Here is a 14,296-nt window from a genome sequence, read left to right on the forward strand (position 1 = left end):
TTAGACATACCTCAGTCTTTTAGTCCAAGCAGGCCTATCCTCAGCAATCTGCTGACTTTGTGACCACCATAATAATCGATAAGCCAAAAGGCAGACGCCATTTAGGCAAAATTTTCGACTCTTGCTTAAAAATAAAATACAGGGATTCATTGAGGCGATTATGCGGTTTACCGGTGCCCACCGGCATCAGGTTTGGGTTAATGTTGTTCATTAGCCGCACCACCAAAGCAACCGGGAACAATAAAAAATTAAAATAGCTGCTGTATGTGACCCTAAATCCCGTGCTTTGAAGCAGGCGCTTTAAGTGCCGCATGGAATAACGACGAAAATGTTCAAGTTGTTCATCGTGATGACCATACAGCCACTGATACGCCGGTACCGTCAGAATTAACACGCCATTATCAGCCAGCAATTCATGTATTTTTATTAATGCACTTCGGTCATCTTGAACATGTTCCAAGACATCAAATAAACAAACAACATCCACCGAACCGGGCCGAACCGTCAAACCATCGGGCAAATGCCCTTTATTGATGTCAACATCACTGCTGTGTCTTGTCGCGTGTTCTCTGGCAAAGTCATCCATCTCAAATGCACTGACTTTACCAAATGCTTTAAGCATGGATAAGTTACCCCCGGCACCTGAACCGATTTCTACAATACGCTTGTCCCGATGAGGGAGGTATTTTGTCAGTGTCTTTTTAATGACTGCTCTGCGCCCACGATACCACCAGTGGTGTTGCTGGTTTTCAGCCAGATTTTGGTATGCAGACGCTTTCATAAAAATAATGCATTAAGACCCATGACACGCCCTGCGTTTACCCATCAAAACAAAATAATTATTGATGATAAAAGTCCTTAATCGAAAAGGCCAGTTCAAGCGCTTGTTCGTAATTTAGACGCGGATCGACCTGAGTGGTGTAAGCACGACTGAGATCGGCTTCTTGTAAGGCGCGGGCACCGCCGAGGCATTCGGTGACATTTTCGCCGGTCAGTTCGAGGTGAACACCACCAAGCAGAGAGCCGTTGTCTTTGTGCACTTTAAAGGATTCTTCGACTTCTTTAGAAATATTTTCAAAACGACGTGTCTTGTAGCCGTTAGAAGTTGATTCGGTGTTACCGTGCATGGGGTCGGCACACCAGACGACATTGAGGTCGGCTTTTTGCACGGTTTTTATCAGGCGTGGTAGATTGCTTTCAATATTACCGGCGCCGAAACGGTGCACCAGCGTGAGTTTACCCGCTTCGTTATTGGGGTTGAGGGTCTGGCACAAATCAATTAAATGATCACTTTCGGTTTCTTTACCGATTTTAACGCCAATCGGATTTTCGATACCGCGCAGAAGTTCCACATGAGCACTGTCTATTTGGTTGGTTCTGAGACCAATCCATGGAAAATGCGTGCCCAGATTAAAATACCCGGTTTGTCGTGGTACCCGGCGTGTCAGCGCCTGTTCATAGTGCAAATGCAAGGCTTCATGGGCACTGAAAAATTCGACACTGGAGAGGTTATTAACCGGTCGGCCTACCAACACCTCTGCAAAATGCACAGATTCTGTGATTTTACTGACCAGTTCTCTAAACTTTTCGGCATTTTTAGAATGTTGTACCCAGGCAATATCCCAGTACTCAGGGTGTCTGATATCAGCAAAACCACCATCAACCAGGGCCCGAATAAAATTCAGGGTCATCGCTGAATAATGGTAAGCTTTCAACATATTATCCGGGTTGGGCACCCGCGCGGCCTCGTCGAAAGTATTCTGGTTAACAATGTCGCCACGAAACGAAGGTAATGACTGACCATCACGGGTTTCCATATCGGCACTGCGTGGCTTGGCATATTGTCCGGCAAACCGGCCCACACGCACCACCGGTGTCTGACAACCGTGAATAATGACCAGACTCATCTGAATCAGTACTTTTAAGCGATTTGATATGATTGAGGAATTACAATCATCAAAACTTTCGGCACAATCACCGCCCTGAATTAAAAAGCGTTTGCCGGCTGCCACTTCGGCCAGGTATTTTTTTAAGCGAATGATTTCCCAGGATGTTACCAATGGCGGTAAGTCACCGAGGGTAGCCAAAGCCTGGTTTAAAGCTTGTTGATCGGGGTATGTGGGTTGTTGCCGGATGGTTTTATGCTTCCAGCTGTCAACAGACCATTCAGGATTTAGTTTTTTATGGGCATGGGTATTCATGGTTTTTTTAAGATATGAACTGGCATAAACATCCAGATTAAAATAAATAAGAACAGACCGATAAACATCACCAAGGACCAGGTGGGCATACTCAACCCAAACAACTCCCACTGAACATCGGCACAATTACCCGAACCTGTGAGCACAGCTTCCAGGACATCCCATAACGGTGTTGAGTCCATCATCATTTGTAAACTGGGACCACAATCGGGTACCTGTTCAGGTGGCAGACCCTGCATCCAGACATGTCGGCCACTGATGGCAATTCCGATGACTGACACAATGAGCGCCAATGCGCCGATTAATTTGCGTCCCCAGTGCAAGGTTGGTTTAAAAGCCGCGACAAAGAACAATAGGCCAATGAGGATATACACCACACGTTGTAAAATACAGAGGTTACAGGGCATTAAGAAATCAACGTACTCAACATACAGCGCATAAGCAATTAAACCCGAACAAAGTAAAAACGGCAATAAAGTAATCAGTCTGAATGTGTTTTTTTGCACGGCCATGGCGTTCAGTTATAAAACAGTTAGATTAGCAAAATTCGACACCATATGTCAGCCTTTTTATTATATGAAAGACAAAAAAACCCGCACATGGGCGGGTTTTTCTTAAATCCGGACGATAAAATTTATTCGTCGTCATCGGCCACTTCAACCGCAGCAGATTTAATCGGACGATCCACCAATTCAACATAGGCCATCGGTGCATTGTCGCCGGCTCGGAAACCGCATTTTAATATGCGCAAATAGCCGCCGGGTCGTTCCTGGTAACGCGGTCCCAGTTCATTGAATAATTTACCCACCACTTCTTTACTGCGTAATTGGGCAAATGCAAGACGGCGGTTAGCCACATTATCCACTTTCGCTAAAGTGATTAACTTCTCGGCAACACGACGTAACTCTTTGGCTTTAGGGACCGTGGTTTTAATCAGCTCATGTTCGAACAATGATGCTGACATGTTTTTGAACATCGCTTTACGGTGCGATGCGTTTCTGTTTAATTTTCTACCTGATTTTCTGTGACGCATGAGTCTGTCCTTATCCGATAAGACGCTCAGCAGTTCGGATTGCTGCCGGCGGCCAGTTGTCTAATCGCACTCCGAGGGTTAAACCCATTTCGGATAGTACACCTTTAATTTCATTGAGTGATTTTTTACCCAGATTAGGGGTTTTTAACAGTTCAACTTCTGTGCGTTGAATCAAATCACCAATGTATTGTATGTTTTCAGCTTTTAAGCAATTCGCTGATCGCACCGTCAATTCCAACTCATCGATGGGCTTGAGTAAAATCGGGTTGAGTTTTTCTTCCTCTTCCTCTTTTTCAACCGTGGCTTCAATTTTGAAATCGATAAAGATGGCCAGTTGTTCAACCAGAATGCGGGCCGCAATGCGCACCGCCTCTTCAGCCGTGATGGACCCATCGGTATCGATGTCTAAAATCAGCTTATCGAGGTTGGTTTTTTGTTGTAACCGGGCGTTATCCACATTGTAGGCCACCCGTTTGACCGGACAAAAACTGGCGTCCAGCAATAACTGACCAATGGGACGTGATTCCTCACCGGTCTGGCGATTGGCCGCCGGCTCATAACCCACACCTTTTTCAAGTTTCATGGTCATATTGATGCTGGTTTTTTTGTCCAAATGACAAATCACCACATCCGGATTGGCCACTGAAACACCATCGGGTAACTGAATATCACCGGCAGTCACGGCTTTTTTGGACGCTTTTAAGGTCAGTTCAGCTTCATCACGATCCGGCATGGAAAAAGCCAGGGTTTTGAGGTTTAACAGAATTTCGACCACATCTTCGCTGACGCCTTCAATGGTGGAAAACTCGTGCTGAACACCGTCAATGTTAACTTCTGTGATGGCACAACCGGGAATTGAAGACAATAAGATACGTCTAAAAGCATTACCCAGGGTGTGACCAAATCCGCGTTCTAACGGCTCTATGGTTATTTTTGCGCTGTAATCTGAACGTTCATCGACGTCCACAACTTTTGGGCGCAATAATTTAGCAAGTATGTCAGACATGATAAATCTCTCGTTGTTAGGTTATTTAGAATACAGCTCTACAATCAGGTTTTCATTGATGTCTGCCGGTAAATCTTCACGGTTCGGTACCGATTTAAATTCACCTTTCATTTTTGTGCCATCAACACTCACCCAATCGGCAAACAGGTTCATTTCTTGCCATAACTCAAGCGCTTGCTTAATACGCAATTGCTTTTTGGATTTTTCACGCACTTCAACTTCGTCACCGGCTTTAACTTCGTAAGACGGGATATTGCATACCTGACCATTAACCATAATAGATTTATGGCTGACCAATTGACGGGCCTCATTGCGGGTGACCGCAAAGCCCATACGATAAACAACGTTATCGAGTCGTGTTTCCAACAGTTTTAACAGGTTTTCACCGGTGGCACCTTTTTGGCGCACGGCTTTTTTATAATAATTCACAAACTGTTTTTCTAAAATGCCATAGGTTCTGCGCACTTTTTGTTTTTCACGCAACTGCAAGGCATAATCTGACGGTTTATTGCGTTTCGCGGCCAATCCGTGTTGACCGGGTGCAACGTCTAATTTACATTTTGTTTCCATCGCGCGCGCAGGACTTTTGGTCATCAAGTCAACGCCTTCACGACGGGCCAGTTTACATTTTGGTCCTAAATATCTTGCCATGTTATTCTCCTATACCCGACGCTTCTTCGGCGGTCTGCAACCGTTGTGAGGAATGGGTGTAATATCAACGATGTTGGTGACGCGTATTCCGAGGGCATTGAGTGCTCTGACAGAGGATTCTCGACCTGGACCTGGACCTTTGATGCGAACTTCAATGTTTTTCATTCCATATTCTAAAGCCACTTGACCGGCTTTATCAGCAGCGACTTGAGCTGCAAAAGGAGTGCTTTTTCTTGAACCTCTAAATCCAGACCCACCAGCCGTTGCCCACGACAAACCGTTACCTTGTCTGTCGGTGATTGTGATGATGGTATTGTTGAACGACGCGTGTACGTGAGCGATTCCGTCAACAACAGTTCGTTTTACTTTCTTTTTCGTTTTTTGTGGTCTTGCCATTACAATTCTCTATCTAATATCGCAAAGAGTTATTTAATTAACGTCTAATTGGTTTTTTTGGACCTTTTCGGGTACGGCTGTTATTCTTGGTTTTTTGACCACGCACCGGTAATCCACGACGATGTCTTAAGCCGCGGTAACAGCCCAAGTCCATCAGACGTTTAATATCCATGGCCACTTCACGACGTAAATCACCTTCAACAGTGAATTCACCAACCACAGATCGTAATTTATCCAGTTCAGCTTCATCAAGCTGACCCACTTTTTGTGCAGGATTAACCCCTGCTTTGTCACAGATCTCATAAGCCCTTGTTCGGCCGACACCATATATACTGGTAAGACCAATCCAAGCGTGCTTAGTATCCGGAATGTTTACACCCGCTATACGAGCCATGTTCTACTCCTGTTCCTCTAAACCGGCAAAAAGCCGATTTTTATTACACTAATTAGGTATAAAACCTGTACTTTTGCCCAAAAAAGGGCGCAAATTATAATACAACACAGTGCACAATACCATGATTATTTTATCAAGGTATTGTGCACTGATTATGTGAGTCAATTAACGTCGAATCTTGGATGAAGATCGGCGATAATTTTTAATATCTGATTTTTTTAACACAGATTCATATTGTTGTGAAACCAGATGATTTTGTAACTGGGCCATTGAGTCCATGGCAACCACCACAACAATCAATAAGCCGGTTCCGCCAATGGCAAAAGGTACCGCCAGGGCTGAATTCAATATATCCGGTAACAAACAGACACCCAACAAATACATGGAACCCCACAGCGTTACACGATTGAGTACACCATCTAAATAGTTGGCGGTTTGTTTACCGGGACGAATACCGGGAATGACCGCGCTCTGACGTTTCAAATTATCCGCTGTTTCATCCGAATTAAAGGTTAAAGCGGTATAAAAATAAGTAAAGAACACAATCAAAGCACCGTAAAACACCAGATACAGGGTGTTACCCGGGGATAACTGCTGCGATAAGTCAGTCAGCCATTCAAAGCCTTCATTCTGACCGGCAAAACTGGCAATGGTGCCGGGAAATAACACCAGTGACGACGCAAAAATAGGCGGTATCACACCGGACATATTAATTTTCATCGGCAAATAAGAGGTCTGTGCCTGTGTTGCCTGACGTCCGCCGCGTCTGGCAAACTGCATGGTGACCCGGCGTTGACCGCGTTCCACAAACACAATAAAGGTGGTTAAACCCAAAGCCAGTGCCAATAAGAAAATAGCGGTTAAAGCATTGAGCTGGCCTTCACTGACCATCTGGAACACAGAAAACACGGCGCTTGGTAAGTTCACCACAATACCGGCGAAAATAATCAGCGATATACCATTGCCGATACCCCGTTCGGTAATTTGTTCACCCAGCCACATCAGGAACATGGTGCCCCCGGTTAATGAAATCGTGGCAGTAAACAAAAAGCCGAATCCGGGTTGCGGTACCACTGCGTTGGCACCCACAAAGCCCAGTTTTTGCAATGAAAAAGAAATACTGTAAGCCTGAAAACCAGCCAGCGCAATGGTAAAGTACCGGGTGTATTGGGTGATTTTTCGCTTTCCGGTTTCACCGTCTTTTTTCAGTTCACGCAATGTCGGCATGGTGTGACCCAATATCTGCATAATAATGGCGGCCGTGATATAAGGCATCACACCCAAAGCAAATATCGAATAACGACCCAAAGCACCCCCGGAGAACATATTGAACATGTCCAATAAGCCACCTGAGTTTTGTTGTAACAGGTCAGCCAGTACCTGAGGGTTAACGCCGGGCACCGGTAAAAACGTACCCATGCGATAAACCACCAAAGCGCCGATCACAAAAAGAATGCGGCTCTTTAATTCACCCAGGCCTTTTTTATTGCCGAGTAATTTTTCAACTTGCTCTTGTCTGCTTGACATGGTTATGCCACTTTTCCACCGGCGGCTTCAATCGCTTTTTGAGCCCCTTTGGTGACTTGCAGTCCGTTGACAGTGATGGCCTTATCCAACTGGCCGGTGTTAATCACTTTCACTTTAGTCACGCCGCGTTTAACCAGACCGGCATCAATTAAGGTGTCAATGCTCACTTCATCGCTGTTCAGGCCATTTAAATGGTACAAACAAACTTCTGCACGGGTTGGCGCGATTTTTGACGTAAAGCCAAATTTAGGCAAGCGTTTGAAAATCGGCAATTGGCCGCCTTCAAAACCCACTTTATGAAATCCGCCTGAGCGTGATTTTTGACCTTTGTGGCCGCGTCCGCAGGTTTTACCGGAACCTGAACCGATACCGCGACCGACTCGCTTTGATGCTTTGGTGGCGCCCGCCGCCGGTTTAATGGTATTTAATTTCATAATAATAAACCTCGTTTATTTAACGTCTTCAACAGCCAACAAATGACTCGCCGTACGAATCATGCCCAGATTTTCCGGGGTTGCATCTACGATACGGGATTGGTGTATTTTACGGATACCCAAACCTCTGACGCATGCTTTATGGTTCGCCAATGATTTATTGGTGCTTTTAATCTGGGTCACTTTAAGCTGACCCACTTTTTTTGTTTTAGCCATGATTTTCCATTACCTCCTCAACGGTTTTACCACGCTTGGCGGCCACAGTATCCGGTGATGTAATTTTTTGTAAACCTTTGATGGTGGCGCGAACCAAATTAATGGGATTATTTGATCCCTGGGATTTGGCCAGTACGTTTTCGACACCTACGACGTCAAAAACAGCCCGCATCGCACCACCGGCAATCACGCCGGTACCTTCTAAAGCTGGTTGCATATACACGCGTGAACCTGAGTGCTTGGCTTTAGTAGCGTGCCATAAAGTGTTGCCGTGCAAATCAACTTCAACCGTATTTTTACGGGCTTGCTCCATGGCTTTTTGAATGGCCACGGGAACTTCTTTTGCTTTGCCGTAACCAAAACCAATTTTACCTTTTCCGTCGCCGACAACTGTCAATGCAGCAAATCCGAATTGACGACCACCTTTAACCACTTTTGCGACGCGGTTCACGGTGACCAATCGTTCCATTAAATTATCGCCTTGATCTTTTTCTGCCATAATATTTCTCTACTAATTCTTAAAATTTCAACCCGGCTTCTCGCGCGGCCTCAGCCAAAGCTTTCACTTTGCCATGGTACTGGTAACCCGATCGGTCAAAACCAACGGTTTCAATACCGGCTTTCTGGGCTTTTTCTGCGATGGCTTTTCCCACGGCTTGAGCGGCTTTAATGTTACAGCCTGACTCACCGTCTTTAATCAACCCTTTTTCTTTGGTCGATGCAGACACCAATGTGGTTTCACCGTCACCTGAAAAAATTTGCGCATAGATGTGCTGGTTGGTCTTATGAACACTTAATGAGGGCATGGCCAACTGACGCAATTTAATCCGTGTTTTGGTTGCTTTTTTTAATCTTTTGCTGTTTTTCTGATGCATGATTATCTCAAGAAAGCATTACGCTTTCTTGGCCTCTTTTCTGTAAATTCTTTCATCAGCGTATTTAACACCTTTACCTTTGTAAGGCTCAGGTGGTCTGATGGCTCTGATTTCTGCGGCCACTTGGCCAACCACTTGCTTGTCAATGCCACTGACCACAATTTCTGTTTGAGTCGGCACTTCAAAAGTGATGCCTTCACGGGCCTGATAAACCACCGGGTGCGAAAACCCGAGGTTTAAATCCAGGTCTTTGCCTTTTAAACTGGCTCGGTAACCAACCCCGGTTAACTGTAACTTTTTGGTGAAGCCATTGGTAACACCTTCAATCATGTTGGCCACCATGGTACGCATGGTGCCCGCCATAGACATGTGGTCGGGTGCCGCTTTGACGGTAAGTTCACTGTCATTTTTTTCCAATTGTACAGTCGGGTGCAATTGAAACAGTAAGGTGCCTTTGGGTCCTTTGACTGAAACTTCACGGTCTTTAATGGTAACATCCACTTTGTCAGCGATGGCAATCGGTTGGTTTGCTATTCTTGACATCTTATCACTCCGAGTTATTTAAGCACACAAAGCACTTCACCGCCGATGGCTGCTTCACGGGCAGACTTATCGGACATGATGCCTTGTGAGGTTGAAATAATGGCGGTCCCAAAACCGGCATCCACGCGTGGCAGATCATGTTTTCCGCGGTATTGACGTAGACCCGGTTTGCTGACACGCTTAATGTCTTCAATGACGGGTTGATTGCGGTGGTATTTAATGTTGATTTGCAAATAGGGATGACCGTCTTTTTCGACTGTTTCGAAAGAGCGGATATAACCTTCTTGCTGCATCACGGAAAGAATACCTTTCTTCATTTTTGAAGCCGGTGTCAGGGTGCTTTTTTTATTGACCGCCTGCGCATTTTTAATGCTGCAGATCATGTCTGAAATAGGATCACTTAAACTCATTTTTATCTCCTTACCAGCTGGCTTTTGTTAAGCCCGGAATATCACCACGCATGGCGGCTTCACGTAACTGCAACTTACTTAAACCAAATTTTCTGTAATAACCGCGTGGACGACCGGAAACCTGACAACGGTTGCGCATACGCACCGGCGAAGAGTTTCTCGGTAATTTTTGCAAAGCTTCCTGTGCAGCCATCATGTCTTCATAAGACGTGTTGGGGTCTTGAATAATTTTTTTCAATGCGGCACGTTTCTCAGCATACTTCGCAACGATTCTTGCTCTTTTTAGGTCACGTTGGACCATTGATTTCTTTGCCATGTTAGATTACCTGCCTTTGAATGGAAAATCGAATTGATCAAGCAACAAACGTGCATCAGCATCGTTTTTTGCATCGGTGGTGATGGTGATATCCATCCCACGGATTTCGTCAATTTTATCGTAATCGATTTCTGGAAAAATAATTTGCTCTTTAACGCCCATGGAATAATTACCCCGTCCGTCAAAAGATTTAGGGTTCAATCCACGAAAATCACGAACTCGGGGCAAGGAAACATTCACCAGACGATCCAAAAATTCATACATTTTTTGACGTCTCAGGGTCACTTTGCAACCAATCGGCCAACCATCACGAATTTTAAAACCGGCCACAGATTTACGTGACTCGGTAACGATGGGTTTTTGACCGGCAATTTTTGCCATGTCTTCGGTGGCATGGGTTAATATTTTTTTGTTCCCAACCGCTTCGCCGACACCCATGTTCAAAGTGATTTTTGTGATACGTGGTACATCCATCACATTGTCGAATCTGCCGGTTTCCATCAGTTTAGGAACCACTTTTTCTTTGTAGTATTTTTCTAATCTGGCCATAATAATTCTCTTGTTAGGCGTCAACCTGTTCGCCGTTTGACTTAAAAACACGCACTTTTCGGCCGTCTTCAGTCACTTTAAAACCAACGCGCTCGCCTTTTCCGGATGCGGCATTATACAGCATTACGTTAGAAGCTTGAATAGGCGCTTCCTGTGTTTTAATTCCACCTTTTTCTTCTAACTGCGGGTTTGGTTTAACATGTTTTTTAACTGTATTGACACCGTTAACAAGTAAACGCCCGTCTTTCAGAACTTTAAGCACTTTGCCTGTCTGGCCTTTGCTGCGTCCGGTGATAACGATAACTTCATCGCCTTGTTTAATTCTTTGCATAATCGTTTCCTTATAATACTTCCGGAGCCAATGAAATAATTTTCATGAAATTACCGGATCTGAGTTCACGTGTTACGGGCCCGAAAATACGTGTACCAATGGGCTCCAATTTTGAATTCAGCATAACCACGGCGTTGCCGTCGAAACGAATCAATGAGCCATCGCTTCTGCGGACACCTTTGCGGGTACGCACAATCACGGCGTTATAAACTTCACCTTTCTTAACTTTACCGCGCGGAATGGCTTGTTTGACTGAAACCTTAATGATGTCGCCGATGCCGGCATAACGTCGTTTGGATCCACCCAACACTTTTACACATTGCACTTCTTTGGCACCTGAGTTATCAGCCGCGGATAATCTGCTTTGCATCTGTATCATATCAGTACCCCTTAATCGTTCGACGTAACAATTTCAACCACTTTCCAGGATTTGGTCTTGGAAATGGGTCGGCATTCAGCGATTTTAACAATGTCACCTTCCTGACATTTGTTATCGGCATCGTGCGCATGTATTTTGGTCGATTTTTTTATGTATTTTTTATACAGTGGATGTTTAATGGTGCGTTCAATCAAAACGGTTACCGTTTGGTCCATTTTATTGCTGGTCACCAGACCACTTTTAGTTCTGATCTTGTTTGTTTCTGTTGCCATCGGATTATCCTCTTACCTGATTCATAACGGTCTTAACACGGGCAATATCACGACGCACTTGGCGTAATAAATGCACTTTGTTGAGTTGTCCGTTACCACGGGCCATGCGCAAATCAAATTGCTTTTGTAAAAGCCCGTTAAGCTGTTCCTGCAACTGTGCAAGATCTTTGTCTTTTAATTCTTTCGCTTGCATTACATCACCGTCCGTTTAACGAATGTTGTTTGCACAGGGAACTTAGCACCTGCTTTTTCAAAAGCTGCTTTTGCCACGTCTTCTGAAACACCTTGAATTTCATAGATGACTCGACCGGGCTTAATGGCAGCTGCCCAATATTCGATGTTACCTTTACCTTTACCCATACGAACCTCAATCGGTTTAGCAGTAACCGGCTTGTCAGGGAACACGCGAATCCATAATTTTCCGCCACGTTTTACGTGACGGGTGATGGCACGACGACCGGCTTCAATTTGACGCGCTGTCAGTAATCCCCTGGTCGTGGCCTTTAATCCAAAATCTCCGAAACTGACTTTGTTGCCACTGTTTGACAATCCGCGGTTTCGGCCTTTTTGTTGTTTTCTGTATTTAGTTCTTTTCGGCTGTAACATTATTTTTTACCCCGAGACTTTTTGTTGCTTTTACTGTCCTTTTCCTGAGAATGCTGCTCTAAATCAAACACCTCACCTTTGTAAATCCATACTTTAATGCCGATAATGCCATAAGTTGTAAAGGCCTTAGCGGTGGCATAATCAATGTCAGCACGCAAGGTGTGTAAGGGCACCTGACCTTCACGATACCATTCAGTCCGGGCGATGTCTGCACCATTTAATCGGCCGGCTACGGCAACCCGAATACCCAAGGCACCCAGACGCATGGCACTGCTGACAGCACGTTTCATGGCACGGCGAAACATAATCCGGCGTTCTAACTGAGAGGCAATGCCCTGAGCCACTAAGAAGGCATCTAATTCAGGTTTGCGAATTTCATTGACACTGACATGTGTGGGCAAACCCATCATTTTTGATAACTCATTTTTAAGTTTTTCGATGTCTTCACCTTTTTTACCAATCACAATACCGGGTCTGGCACTGTGGATGGTGACACGGGCATTTTTAGCCGGACGTTCAATTTCAATCTGGCTGATGGACGCATGCGATAATTTATCGTGCAGGTAGTCACGGACTTTAATGTCTTTGACCAGCTGATCTGCAAACTGCTCCTTTTCAGCGTACCATTTGGCATTATGCTGTTTTGATATTCCTAAGCGGATTCCTGTTGGATGTACTTTTTGACCCATAATCTTGCCCTTATGATGCTTCAGCCACTTTAACAGTGATGTGGCTGGTTCTTTTTAAAATTTGTGTACCTCGACCTTTCGCGCGCGCGCGACCTCTTTTCAGCGTTGGCCCTTCATCAACGTAAATGGTGCTGATGTACAAGTCATCCACATCCAGTCCGTTGTTATGCTCAGCGTTGGCCACAGCAGACATCAAGGCTTTTTTGACAATATGAGCCGCTTTCTTAGGGCTAAATGTTAACAGCTGTTCAGCCTGTTCTACATTCATGCCGCGGACCTGATTGGCCACCAATCTCACTTTTTGGGCCGATATGTTGGCTCTTCTTAATTTAGCTTGAATTTCCATCGTATTTACCTTTTTGCCTTTTTATCCGCCACGTGCGATCTGAATGTGCGGGTGGGCGAAAACTCACCGAGTTTATGACCAACCATTTCTTCTGAAATTAACACGGGAATATGTTGTTTACCATTATGAACAGCCAAAGTTAAACCGACCATATCCGGTAAAATCATGGATCGACGCGACCATGTTTTAATGGGTTTTTTACTGTTCTCTGCAACGGCCTTGTCAACTTTTTTCATTAAGCTGACATCAACGTAAGGGCCTTTTTTAAGCGATCTTGGCATAGTGCTACCTTATTTCTTGTTTCTGTTGCGTACAATGAACTGATCTGTTCGCTTGTTTTTACGCGTTTTATGTCCTTTAGTGGAGACGCCCCACGGTGTAACCGGATGACGACCACCAGAGGTCCTTCCTTCACCACCGCCGTGCGGATGGTCAACTGGATTCATGGCAACTCCCCGTACAGTCGGGCGAATACCTCGCCAACGACTGGCACCGGCTTTGCCGATTTTTTCTAAATTGTGCTCACTGTTAGAAACCACACCCAAAGTGGCGCGGCATTGCGCCGGAACTTTGCGGGTCTCTCCGGAACGTAATCGTAATGTGGCATAAATGCCTTCTTTGGCCACCAAACGAACTGAAGTGCCGGCACTGCGTGCCAATTGTCCGCCTTTGCCGGGTTTCATTTCCACGTTATGAACAACGGTACCCACCGGAATATTATCCAACGGCAAGCAGTTACCGACTTTAATGGCCACCGAAGTACCTGATACAACTTCCATACCCGGCTCCAGTTCTTTTGGTGCCAGAATGTAACGCTTTTCACCATCGGTATATTGCAGTAAAGCGATATAGGCACTGCGGTTTGGATCATATTCGATACGCACCACTTTGGCACTGATGTCGTCTTTGTTACGGCGAAAATCAATCACACGGTATTTTTGTTTGTGACCGCCGCCTATGTGTCTGCTGGTAATACGACCCTTGTTATTACGACCGCCTGTTTTAGATTTCTTTTCTGTCAAACTGGCTTCGGGACGACCTTTATATAAATCGGTCCGTTTTACTTTAACGGTACCGCGACGACCCGGAGAAGTTGGTTTATGTTTAATTAATGCCACTTTT

General features: G+C 45.1%; 26 protein-coding genes. All 26 read right to left on the minus strand.

The window, feature by feature from the left end:
- Positions 1-40: 40 nt before the first annotated feature.
- A complete protein-coding gene (locus IEV16_RS09150) occupies positions 41-781 on the minus strand; it encodes a class I SAM-dependent methyltransferase (protein WP_188365400.1) in 741 nt (246 codons plus the stop codon).
- 58 nt (positions 782-839) lie between these two features.
- Positions 840-2,201: a class II 3-deoxy-7-phosphoheptulonate synthase gene (locus tag IEV16_RS09155; RefSeq protein ID WP_188365401.1), complete on the minus strand. Its 1,362-nt coding sequence runs from the start codon at positions 2,199-2,201 to the stop codon at positions 840-842.
- On the minus strand, positions 2,198-2,713 hold the full coding sequence (locus IEV16_RS09160; RefSeq protein WP_188365402.1) for a disulfide bond formation protein B: 516 nt from the start codon (positions 2,711-2,713) through the stop codon (positions 2,198-2,200). Before IEV16_RS09160 ends, IEV16_RS09155 begins: the two co-directional genes overlap by 4 nt.
- A gap of 122 nt (positions 2,714-2,835) precedes the next feature.
- Positions 2,836-3,234 carry a 50S ribosomal protein L17 gene (gene rplQ / locus IEV16_RS09165; RefSeq protein ID WP_188365403.1) on the minus strand — a complete coding sequence of 133 codons (399 nt, stop codon included), beginning with the start codon at positions 3,232-3,234 and terminating at the stop codon, positions 2,836-2,838.
- Positions 3,235-3,244: 10 nt separating this feature from the next.
- Entirely contained in the window at positions 3,245-4,240 is a 996-nt protein-coding gene (locus tag IEV16_RS09170) for a DNA-directed RNA polymerase subunit alpha (protein WP_188365404.1), read from the minus strand.
- A gap of 21 nt (positions 4,241-4,261) precedes the next feature.
- A complete protein-coding gene (gene rpsD, locus IEV16_RS09175; RefSeq protein WP_188365405.1) occupies positions 4,262-4,891 on the minus strand; it encodes a 30S ribosomal protein S4 in 630 nt (209 codons plus the stop codon).
- A gap of 9 nt (positions 4,892-4,900) precedes the next feature.
- Complete coding sequence (rpsK, locus tag IEV16_RS09180) at positions 4,901-5,287, minus strand: 30S ribosomal protein S11 (RefSeq protein WP_188365406.1); 387 nt, start codon at positions 5,285-5,287, stop codon at positions 4,901-4,903.
- A gap of 37 nt (positions 5,288-5,324) precedes the next feature.
- The gene (rpsM, locus tag IEV16_RS09185) at positions 5,325-5,681 is read right to left on the minus strand and encodes a 30S ribosomal protein S13 (RefSeq protein ID WP_188365407.1); all 357 of its coding nucleotides are present in this window, start codon (positions 5,679-5,681) and stop codon (positions 5,325-5,327) included.
- A gap of 165 nt (positions 5,682-5,846) precedes the next feature.
- Positions 5,847-7,208, minus strand: coding sequence for a preprotein translocase subunit SecY (gene secY / locus IEV16_RS09190; RefSeq protein ID WP_188365408.1), 1,362 nt, complete (start codon positions 7,206-7,208; stop codon positions 5,847-5,849).
- A gap of 2 nt (positions 7,209-7,210) precedes the next feature.
- Positions 7,211-7,642 (minus strand): 50S ribosomal protein L15, encoded by a 432-nt coding sequence (gene rplO, locus IEV16_RS09195; RefSeq protein WP_188365409.1) that lies wholly within the window; start codon positions 7,640-7,642, stop codon positions 7,211-7,213.
- Positions 7,643-7,657: 15 nt separating this feature from the next.
- A complete protein-coding gene (gene rpmD / locus IEV16_RS09200; protein WP_425562584.1) occupies positions 7,658-7,858 on the minus strand; it encodes a 50S ribosomal protein L30 in 201 nt (66 codons plus the stop codon).
- Positions 7,851-8,357: a 30S ribosomal protein S5 gene (gene rpsE / locus IEV16_RS09205; protein ID WP_188365410.1), complete on the minus strand. Its 507-nt coding sequence runs from the start codon at positions 8,355-8,357 to the stop codon at positions 7,851-7,853. Before rpsE ends, rpmD begins: the two co-directional genes overlap by 8 nt.
- Positions 8,358-8,376: 19 nt before the next feature.
- The gene (gene rplR / locus IEV16_RS09210) at positions 8,377-8,736 is read right to left on the minus strand and encodes a 50S ribosomal protein L18 (protein WP_443093958.1); all 360 of its coding nucleotides are present in this window, start codon (positions 8,734-8,736) and stop codon (positions 8,377-8,379) included.
- 15 nt (positions 8,737-8,751) lie between these two features.
- On the minus strand, positions 8,752-9,276 hold the full coding sequence (gene rplF / locus IEV16_RS09215; protein WP_188365412.1) for a 50S ribosomal protein L6: 525 nt from the start codon (positions 9,274-9,276) through the stop codon (positions 8,752-8,754).
- A 14-nt stretch (positions 9,277-9,290) separates the two neighbouring features.
- Positions 9,291-9,686 carry a 30S ribosomal protein S8 gene (gene rpsH / locus IEV16_RS09220; RefSeq protein ID WP_188365413.1) on the minus strand — a complete coding sequence of 132 codons (396 nt, stop codon included), beginning with the start codon at positions 9,684-9,686 and terminating at the stop codon, positions 9,291-9,293.
- Between the two features lie 10 nt (positions 9,687-9,696).
- Positions 9,697-10,002, minus strand: a complete 306-nt coding sequence (gene rpsN, locus IEV16_RS09225; protein ID WP_188365414.1) for a 30S ribosomal protein S14 — start codon at positions 10,000-10,002, stop codon at positions 9,697-9,699.
- Positions 10,003-10,008: 6 nt separating this feature from the next.
- A complete protein-coding gene (gene rplE / locus IEV16_RS09230; protein ID WP_443093959.1) occupies positions 10,009-10,554 on the minus strand; it encodes a 50S ribosomal protein L5 in 546 nt (181 codons plus the stop codon).
- 10 nt (positions 10,555-10,564) lie between these two features.
- Positions 10,565-10,885 (minus strand): 50S ribosomal protein L24, encoded by a 321-nt coding sequence (rplX, locus tag IEV16_RS09235; RefSeq protein ID WP_443093960.1) that lies wholly within the window; start codon positions 10,883-10,885, stop codon positions 10,565-10,567.
- A 7-nt stretch (positions 10,886-10,892) separates the two neighbouring features.
- Positions 10,893-11,261, minus strand: coding sequence for a 50S ribosomal protein L14 (rplN, locus tag IEV16_RS09240; protein ID WP_188365417.1), 369 nt, complete (start codon positions 11,259-11,261; stop codon positions 10,893-10,895).
- 11 nt (positions 11,262-11,272) lie between these two features.
- On the minus strand, positions 11,273-11,533 hold the full coding sequence (rpsQ, locus tag IEV16_RS09245) for a 30S ribosomal protein S17 (RefSeq protein WP_188365418.1): 261 nt from the start codon (positions 11,531-11,533) through the stop codon (positions 11,273-11,275).
- Between the two features lie 4 nt (positions 11,534-11,537).
- Positions 11,538-11,726: a 50S ribosomal protein L29 gene (rpmC, locus tag IEV16_RS09250; RefSeq protein WP_188365419.1), complete on the minus strand. Its 189-nt coding sequence runs from the start codon at positions 11,724-11,726 to the stop codon at positions 11,538-11,540.
- Positions 11,726-12,139: a 50S ribosomal protein L16 gene (gene rplP, locus IEV16_RS09255; RefSeq protein WP_188365420.1), complete on the minus strand. Its 414-nt coding sequence runs from the start codon at positions 12,137-12,139 to the stop codon at positions 11,726-11,728. Before rplP ends, rpmC begins: the two co-directional genes overlap by 1 nt.
- Positions 12,139-12,828, minus strand: a complete 690-nt coding sequence (gene rpsC / locus IEV16_RS09260; RefSeq protein WP_188365421.1) for a 30S ribosomal protein S3 — start codon at positions 12,826-12,828, stop codon at positions 12,139-12,141. The genes rplP and rpsC overlap by 1 nt, the downstream gene beginning before the upstream one ends.
- Positions 12,829-12,838: 10 nt before the next feature.
- Positions 12,839-13,174 (minus strand): 50S ribosomal protein L22, encoded by a 336-nt coding sequence (gene rplV, locus IEV16_RS09265; RefSeq protein WP_188365422.1) that lies wholly within the window; start codon positions 13,172-13,174, stop codon positions 12,839-12,841.
- A 5-nt stretch (positions 13,175-13,179) separates the two neighbouring features.
- Positions 13,180-13,455 carry a 30S ribosomal protein S19 gene (gene rpsS, locus IEV16_RS09270; RefSeq protein ID WP_188365423.1) on the minus strand — a complete coding sequence of 92 codons (276 nt, stop codon included), beginning with the start codon at positions 13,453-13,455 and terminating at the stop codon, positions 13,180-13,182.
- Positions 13,456-13,464: 9 nt separating this feature from the next.
- The gene (gene rplB / locus IEV16_RS09275) at positions 13,465-14,292 is read right to left on the minus strand and encodes a 50S ribosomal protein L2 (protein WP_188365424.1); all 828 of its coding nucleotides are present in this window, start codon (positions 14,290-14,292) and stop codon (positions 13,465-13,467) included.
- Between the last annotated feature and the right edge of the window lie 4 nt (positions 14,293-14,296).

This window comes from Marinicella pacifica (assembly GCF_014636635.1).
Lineage (GTDB): Bacteria > Pseudomonadota > Gammaproteobacteria > Xanthomonadales > Marinicellaceae > Marinicella > Marinicella pacifica.

Coding starts and splice junctions, on each gene's coding strand:
- rpsH (WP_188365413.1), bottom strand. CDS start 9,686: ATGAGTTTAAGTGATCCTATTTCAGACATGATCTGCAGCATTAAAAAT.
- rpmC (WP_188365419.1), bottom strand. CDS start 11,726: ATGCAAGCGAAAGAATTAAAAGACAAAGATCTTGCACAGTTGCAGGAA.
- rpsN (WP_188365414.1), bottom strand. CDS start 10,002: ATGGCAAAGAAATCAATGGTCCAACGTGACCTAAAAAGAGCAAGAATC.
- rplN (WP_188365417.1), bottom strand. CDS start 11,261: ATGATACAGATGCAAAGCAGATTATCCGCGGCTGATAACTCAGGTGCC.
- rpsE (WP_188365410.1), bottom strand. CDS start 8,357: ATGGCAGAAAAAGATCAAGGCGATAATTTAATGGAACGATTGGTCACC.
- rplQ (WP_188365403.1), bottom strand. CDS start 3,234: ATGCGTCACAGAAAATCAGGTAGAAAATTAAACAGAAACGCATCGCAC.
- rpsS (WP_188365423.1), bottom strand. CDS start 13,455: ATGCCAAGATCGCTTAAAAAAGGCCCTTACGTTGATGTCAGCTTAATG.
- IEV16_RS09150 (WP_188365400.1), bottom strand. CDS start 781: ATGAAAGCGTCTGCATACCAAAATCTGGCTGAAAACCAGCAACACCAC.
- IEV16_RS09155 (WP_188365401.1), bottom strand. CDS start 2,201: ATGAATACCCATGCCCATAAAAAACTAAATCCTGAATGGTCTGTTGAC.
- rpsC (WP_188365421.1), bottom strand. CDS start 12,828: ATGGGTCAAAAAGTACATCCAACAGGAATCCGCTTAGGAATATCAAAA.
- rplV (WP_188365422.1), bottom strand. CDS start 13,174: ATGGAAATTCAAGCTAAATTAAGAAGAGCCAACATATCGGCCCAAAAA.
- rpsM (WP_188365407.1), bottom strand. CDS start 5,681: ATGGCTCGTATAGCGGGTGTAAACATTCCGGATACTAAGCACGCTTGG.
- rplP (WP_188365420.1), bottom strand. CDS start 12,139: ATGTTACAGCCGAAAAGAACTAAATACAGAAAACAACAAAAAGGCCGA.
- rpmD (WP_425562584.1), bottom strand. CDS start 7,858: ATGGCTAAAACAAAAAAAGTGGGTCAGCTTAAAGTGACCCAGATTAAA.
- rplO (WP_188365409.1), bottom strand. CDS start 7,642: ATGAAATTAAATACCATTAAACCGGCGGCGGGCGCCACCAAAGCATCA.
- rpsD (WP_188365405.1), bottom strand. CDS start 4,891: ATGGCAAGATATTTAGGACCAAAATGTAAACTGGCCCGTCGTGAAGGC.
- rplF (WP_188365412.1), bottom strand. CDS start 9,276: ATGTCAAGAATAGCAAACCAACCGATTGCCATCGCTGACAAAGTGGAT.
- IEV16_RS09170 (WP_188365404.1), bottom strand. CDS start 4,240: ATGTCTGACATACTTGCTAAATTATTGCGCCCAAAAGTTGTGGACGTC.
- rpsK (WP_188365406.1), bottom strand. CDS start 5,287: ATGGCAAGACCACAAAAAACGAAAAAGAAAGTAAAACGAACTGTTGTT.
- rpsQ (WP_188365418.1), bottom strand. CDS start 11,533: ATGGCAACAGAAACAAACAAGATCAGAACTAAAAGTGGTCTGGTGACC.
- IEV16_RS09160 (WP_188365402.1), bottom strand. CDS start 2,713: ATGGCCGTGCAAAAAAACACATTCAGACTGATTACTTTATTGCCGTTT.
- secY (WP_188365408.1), bottom strand. CDS start 7,208: ATGTCAAGCAGACAAGAGCAAGTTGAAAAATTACTCGGCAATAAAAAA.